The organism is Methyloceanibacter sp. (genome assembly GCF_051306395.1).
GTDB lineage: Bacteria > Pseudomonadota > Alphaproteobacteria > Rhizobiales > Methyloligellaceae > Methyloceanibacter.
Genome location: NZ_JBPPND010000112.1, coordinates 1 through 5,140, shown reverse-complemented (window position 1 = coordinate 5,140; position 5,140 = coordinate 1). Strand labels below are relative to the sequence as shown.

Here is a 5,140-nt window from a genome sequence, read left to right as displayed (position 1 = left end):
GTGGCTGACGCCGTCGATCCCGGCGAGGCTCGGGGCCTGGAACATTATCTTGTCGTCAGTAACCATGACCGGCACTCGTTTGCTCCTAACTCTCTCCGAAGGGTGGCGGCGGGGCAAGCCCCGGGCTCGTGATTGCGAGCGCCTTGAATAGAAGACCCATCGCCGAGGGATCGACGAGCCGGCTCGTGCCGGCGGTCAACGCCTCACATTGTCCGTCGGTTGCGCCCTCGCACAGACGGTCGCGGCGCGCTTCGAGACCGAGCCGCAACAGGAACGCGCCTTGCGGCATCGGTCCGTAAGCGGTCAGCCCATGCGCGATTGTGGCGTCCTTCAGCGCGGCGAAGTCCACATGGGCGGTGAGGTCGACTTCGCCGGGGTTCCGCAGCGGGTCGGCGAATTTGTGGCGCGAGATCGCTTGCAGCGTGTCGCCGCAAGCCGTCGTTTCGTGGCCGTAATCGACGATCAGCGCGGCAAGCGGGACGTCTTGCGCGCGAGCGGCAAGTGCCGCGATGAGCGTGTTCGCCGCCGGTCTGATTTCGAGAATGGACCCGTTCGGTATGTCGAGTGTATCGGCGAGTTGCTGCAGGCTCTCGCTGGGTACGGCGTGCCCTTCGCAGAAGTCGAAGCCGCCGCGCGGGCCGATCCGCACGCAGCGCTCGCGCCATTCGTGCGCGCGCCACACGAGCTGGCGAACGGGAAGCGCGTCGACGAACTCGTTGGCGATCACGATCAACGGGCCTTCAGCCGCGTCTTCCAAGCGCGTGCACCATGAGACCGGCGCATCGGATCCGTAGAGCGCCGTCTGCTGGACCTCGCGCAGCACGGGGCTCGTCTCGACCAGCGCGACGGTGACGTTCGCCAGAAAGTCCGGCACGCTCCGCCAGGCGCGCAGGGCGTCCGTCATGAGCGTGCCCCGTCCGGGCCCGAGCTCGGCGACCACGATAGGCTTCGGTGCGCCCATGGATTGCCACACGGTGACGGCCCAGAGCCCGAGAAGCTCGCCGAAGATCTGGCTCACTTCCGGCGCGGTGATGAAGTCGCCGTCCGCGCCGATGGGCTGGCGCGAGGGGTAATAGCCTGCGTCCTTGTCGGCGAGACAGGCTTCCATATAGGCGGCGACGCTGATGGGGCCCTTGCGGGCGATGCGCTCTTTCAGCCTTGCTGTGAGCAGCGTGCTCTTCAGGCTGTGCGGCTTTCGCGCGGCGGCCATCACGCTGCCAAGGCTGGCTTTCGTCTTGCCCGCCAGATGAGCCATGCGCCGATCAAGACCATGGGGATGGAATAAGCCATTCCCGGCGTCAGGATGCCGACGTCCAGGGGATGGCCGGGATGCGGCTCGCGCGCGAACTCCTCAACGACACTGCGGAAGATTCCGTAGAAGATGAGGAACAGGCCGAACACGGTGCCGGGCCGCGTCAGCGCTTTGAAATAGTGTGTGGCGATACGCAGGATGATGAACAGCACGATGCCTTCGAGGGCTGCTTCATAGAGCTGGCTCGGATGGCGCGGCAGGCTGTCCACGCCGGGGAAGACCATGGCCCAGGGCACGTCGGTCGGGCGGCCCACCACCTCGGAGTTGATGAAGTTGGCGACGCGGCCGAAAAACAGGCCGAACGGGGTCGCGGCCGAGGCGACGTCGCCCAGCGACAGTGGATTGATCTTCTTGACCCAAGAGAACACGGCGACCGCGATGACCACGCCAAGCAGGCCGCCATGGAAGGCCATGCCCCCGTTCCACACCGCGGGGATCTCCGCGGGGTTCTGCCAGAAGAAGCTCGGCTCGTAGAACAGCACGAAGCCGAGACGGCCGCCGACGACGATGCCGAGAGTGATCCAAAGAAGAAAGTCGTCCGCCTGGCCCACGGTCATCGGCGGCTTGCCGCCCCACAGCGCGGGGCGCGACACGAGATAGCGTCCATAAAGCCAGCCGAGCAGGATGCCCGCCATATAGGCGAGCCCGTACCACCGCACGGAAACGGGGCCGAACTCGATGGCGACAGGGTCGATGACCGGGTAGGGAAGAACGAAAAGCTGCATCACGCCTCGGGTCGAAAGACGGGGCGACCCTTGACCGCCGGCACGGCACTGTCAAGGCGCGCATGGCCTCAGCGCGGGCGGCTTGCCTCGGCCATCGTGCCACGCAATAGTCGCCTTAAGTGACAGTTTGGCTTCACGCTTTTTGGAGACCATGCGCCATGACGCAAACCAGCGGACGGTTTTTCGACGAGCTCGGCAAGCTCCTGACGGGCGACGCCGGCGCCGCCGACGGCGTGCGCAAGGAGGTCGAAAGCGTGGTCCGTGCGCAAGCGGAGCGTGTGTTGCGCGAGCTCGACGTGGTGCAGCGCGAGGAGTTCGAGGCGGTCAAGGCCATGGCCCAGAAAGCGCGCGAAGAGAACGAGCTCCTGAAGGAACGCATCGCCGCGCTCGAGGCCACCGCTGCTAAGGCCGGCGCCAAGGGAAAGTCCAAGAAGGGCTCCTAGTTCTTCCGTGTGGGAGTGAGTCTGTCCGGTCCAGCGGCCGCTAGGAGTCGAGTCGAGTCTCCACGTAATCCACAGCTTTTTCACGCCATCCACAGCAATTCGCGCTTAGCGGACTCTGCCTGCGTTCTACTCGCAGACTCCCCGTTATATAACTGATTCATCTACTGATTCGCGGCGGCTGTTTTTAGTGCGCGGACCCCTGAAAAGGCCCAGAGGACACGCATGGCTTCAATGCAAGCGACTTACGATCATTTCACGAACCCGGTGGACATGGTGGAGCAGATCGCCACCATCCACGACTGGACGTTCGAGCGCAGTGCGCCGGATGAGCTGACCCTGTCGGTCGCGGGGACGTGGTGCGACTACCATATCTCGTTGACTTGGCGGGAGGATCTGGAGGCGCTGCATCTGGCTTGCGCCTTCGATTTCCGGGTGACCAAGGAGCGGCTCACCGAGGTCCACCGGCTGCTGGCTCAGATCAACGAGCAGCTTTGGCTCGGCCATTTCGACCTTTGGCAACAGGACGGTATGCTGCTCTACCGCAACGGGCTCCTCCTCGCCGGGGCCGATACCCATGCGGGGCAATGCGAGGGGCTGTTAAAAGCGGCGCTCGAGGCTTGCGAGCGCTATTATCAGTCTTTCCAGTTCGTGATGTGGGCGGGCAGGTCGGCCGAACAGGCGCTTGCCGCCACCATGCTCGAGACGCAAGGAACCGCATGACACTCCGCCTCGCCGGCCCGCTGCTACTGATCGGTGCGGGCAAGATGGGCGGGGCGCTGCTCGAGGGATGGCTCAAGCAGGGCCTCGACCCGGCCACGGTCTTTATCCAGGATCCCGCGCTGTCTGAGGCGATGGGCGCGTTCGCCGCGCGCCACGGCATCGTGGCGGACGACGCGCCGGAGCTGCCCGCGCCGCCCGCGGTCATCTTGATCGCCGTCAAGCCCAATATAGCCGAGAAGCTGTTGCCCGAAGTCGAGCCCATGGTCGGCGAGACGACGGTGGTCTTGTCCATCGCCGCAGGGCGCACGCTGGAAAGCCTGTCGCGCTATCTGCCGGACACCGTCGCCGTTGTGCGCGCCATGCCGAACACGCCGGCTTCTGTGGGGCAGGGCATCACCGTGTGCATCGCCAACGCCAATGTCACGGAAGAGCAGAGGCGCCAATGCGATGCGCTGCTCTCCGCCGTCGGGGAAGTGGTCTGGGTCGAGGACGAGGCGCTACTCGATCCGGTGACCGCGGTGTCGGGTAGCGGACCGGCCTATGTCTTTCTGCTCGCCGAGTGTCTTGAACAGGCGGGCATCGATGCCGGGCTATCGCCGGAACACGCCAGACAGCTTGCGCGGGCGACGGTCGCGGGCGCCGGTGCGCTTCTTGCTCAATCCGATGAAGATGCCGCCACGCTGCGCAAGAACGTGACCTCGCCCGGCGGCACCACGGCGGCGGCGCTCGAAATACTGATGGGCGAGGATGCCTTGAAAGGGTTGCTCTCCCGCGCCGTCGCCGCGGCCGCCAAGCGCTCGCGGGAGCTGTCGTCTTAGGCTTTTGGATCGCGTGACCCGTCTTTAGATGGCCACCAAGAGAGCTTATCTTCCAGGGTAAAGGTACCCAAGGAGTACGGCCATGTTTGAAGACTTCTCCAAACGTAATAAAGCGGTGCGGGCCGCGCTGGAACTGGCGCAGACGCGCGATTGGGGCGATGTCACGCTTGTCGATATCGCCAAGCAAGCGGGGCTTGACCTCGCGGATCTCAGGCGCGAGTTCGCCTGCAAGAGCGATATCTTGCGCGCCTTCCAGGCCGAGGTGGACGCCGAGGTGCTGGCCAAGACGAAGCCTGCGAGCGCGGAAGGAAGCGTACGCGACCGCGTGTTCGACACGCTGATGACGCGGTTCGAAGTGATGGGCCCGTACAAGCCCGCGCTGAAGCGCATCGCCTGCTATTTGCGCTGCCGGCCGGGAGAGGCTTCGCTGCTCGCCTGTTCCTCGCTTGCCACGCAATATTGGATGCTGGCCGCGGCTGGCGCCAAGCTCGATGGCGCGCGCGCCGCGGTGCGCGTGGCGGGACTTACGGCGATCTACAGCAAAGCCCTCAAGGTCTGGCTCGAGGACGATTCGACCTCGCTCGACAAGACCATGGCGACGCTCGACCGGGGCTTGAGCAACGGCGAGCGTACGCTTCAGAAGATGGAAAAGGCGTGCAGCATGCTGTGCGGACTCGTGCCGCGCGGTTGGAAGCGGAAGTCCGAGGCAGGCGATCAGCCGCCGCCACAGGCAGGACCTGCGCCGGCGGCGTCCGCCTGATACAGCTCCGCCTAGTACGGCAGCGGATCGTCGTCGTCGGGCCCTGAGAGGCTTTCGGGGCCTTCGCCGGGCAGTTCCGCGTCAATGGGGTCCGGGTCGATGGGATTGTCCGGATCGTCTAGCGGATCGCCCAAGGGATCGCCTCCGATTTGCAGCGGATTGCTTTCCTCCGCTCCCACCGGCGCGCCTTCTTCTTCCGCGTCCAAGGTGCTTTTGCGGCCGAATTCCACTTGGCCGTCGTCATCGACATCCAGTTCGAACTCGGAGCCGGGCTGCTCGTCCTCTTGGAACCCGTCCGGTTCGGCTTGGCCCCAGGCCGGTCCGGTCAACGCCACGGCCAATACTGCAGCCAGTCCGACAAT

7 protein-coding genes are annotated in these 5,140 nt (G+C 65.1%); 4 read left to right on the top strand and 3 right to left on the bottom strand.

What is annotated here, in order from left to right; translation table 11 throughout:
- Positions 1–85: 85 nt before the first annotated feature.
- Positions 86–1,255: a class I SAM-dependent methyltransferase gene (locus tag ACSLE4_RS06205; RefSeq protein ID WP_435903610.1), complete on the bottom strand. Its 1,170-nt coding sequence runs from the start codon at positions 1,253–1,255 to the stop codon at positions 86–88.
- Positions 1,210–2,037, bottom strand: a complete 828-nt coding sequence (gene lgt, locus ACSLE4_RS06200) for a prolipoprotein diacylglyceryl transferase (RefSeq protein ID WP_435903609.1) — start codon at positions 2,035–2,037, stop codon at positions 1,210–1,212. Before lgt ends, ACSLE4_RS06205 begins: the two co-directional genes overlap by 46 nt.
- Before the next feature lie 158 nt (positions 2,038–2,195).
- Between lgt and ACSLE4_RS06195 the strand changes: the two genes are divergently transcribed.
- The 4 genes from ACSLE4_RS06195 (at position 2,196) to ACSLE4_RS06180 (ending at position 4,778) form a co-directional block, all read left to right on the top strand.
- Positions 2,196–2,480 (top strand): accessory factor UbiK family protein, encoded by a 285-nt coding sequence (locus tag ACSLE4_RS06195; RefSeq protein ID WP_435903608.1) that lies wholly within the window; start codon positions 2,196–2,198, stop codon positions 2,478–2,480.
- A gap of 222 nt (positions 2,481–2,702) precedes the next feature.
- The gene (locus ACSLE4_RS06190; protein WP_435903607.1) at positions 2,703–3,200 is read left to right on the top strand and encodes a YbjN domain-containing protein; all 498 of its coding nucleotides are present in this window, start codon (positions 2,703–2,705) and stop codon (positions 3,198–3,200) included.
- Positions 3,197–4,018, top strand: coding sequence for a pyrroline-5-carboxylate reductase (gene proC / locus ACSLE4_RS06185; RefSeq protein ID WP_435903606.1), 822 nt, complete (start codon positions 3,197–3,199; stop codon positions 4,016–4,018). Before ACSLE4_RS06190 ends, proC begins: the two co-directional genes overlap by 4 nt.
- Before the next feature lie 82 nt (positions 4,019–4,100).
- On the top strand, positions 4,101–4,778 hold the full coding sequence (locus ACSLE4_RS06180; protein WP_435903605.1) for a TetR/AcrR family transcriptional regulator: 678 nt from the start codon (positions 4,101–4,103) through the stop codon (positions 4,776–4,778).
- 11 nt (positions 4,779–4,789) lie between these two features.
- On the opposite strand, the gene ACSLE4_RS06175 is transcribed toward ACSLE4_RS06180, so the two are convergent.
- A partial coding sequence (locus tag ACSLE4_RS06175) for a hypothetical protein (RefSeq protein WP_435903604.1) occupies positions 4,790–5,140 on the bottom strand: 351 nt, incomplete at its 5' end.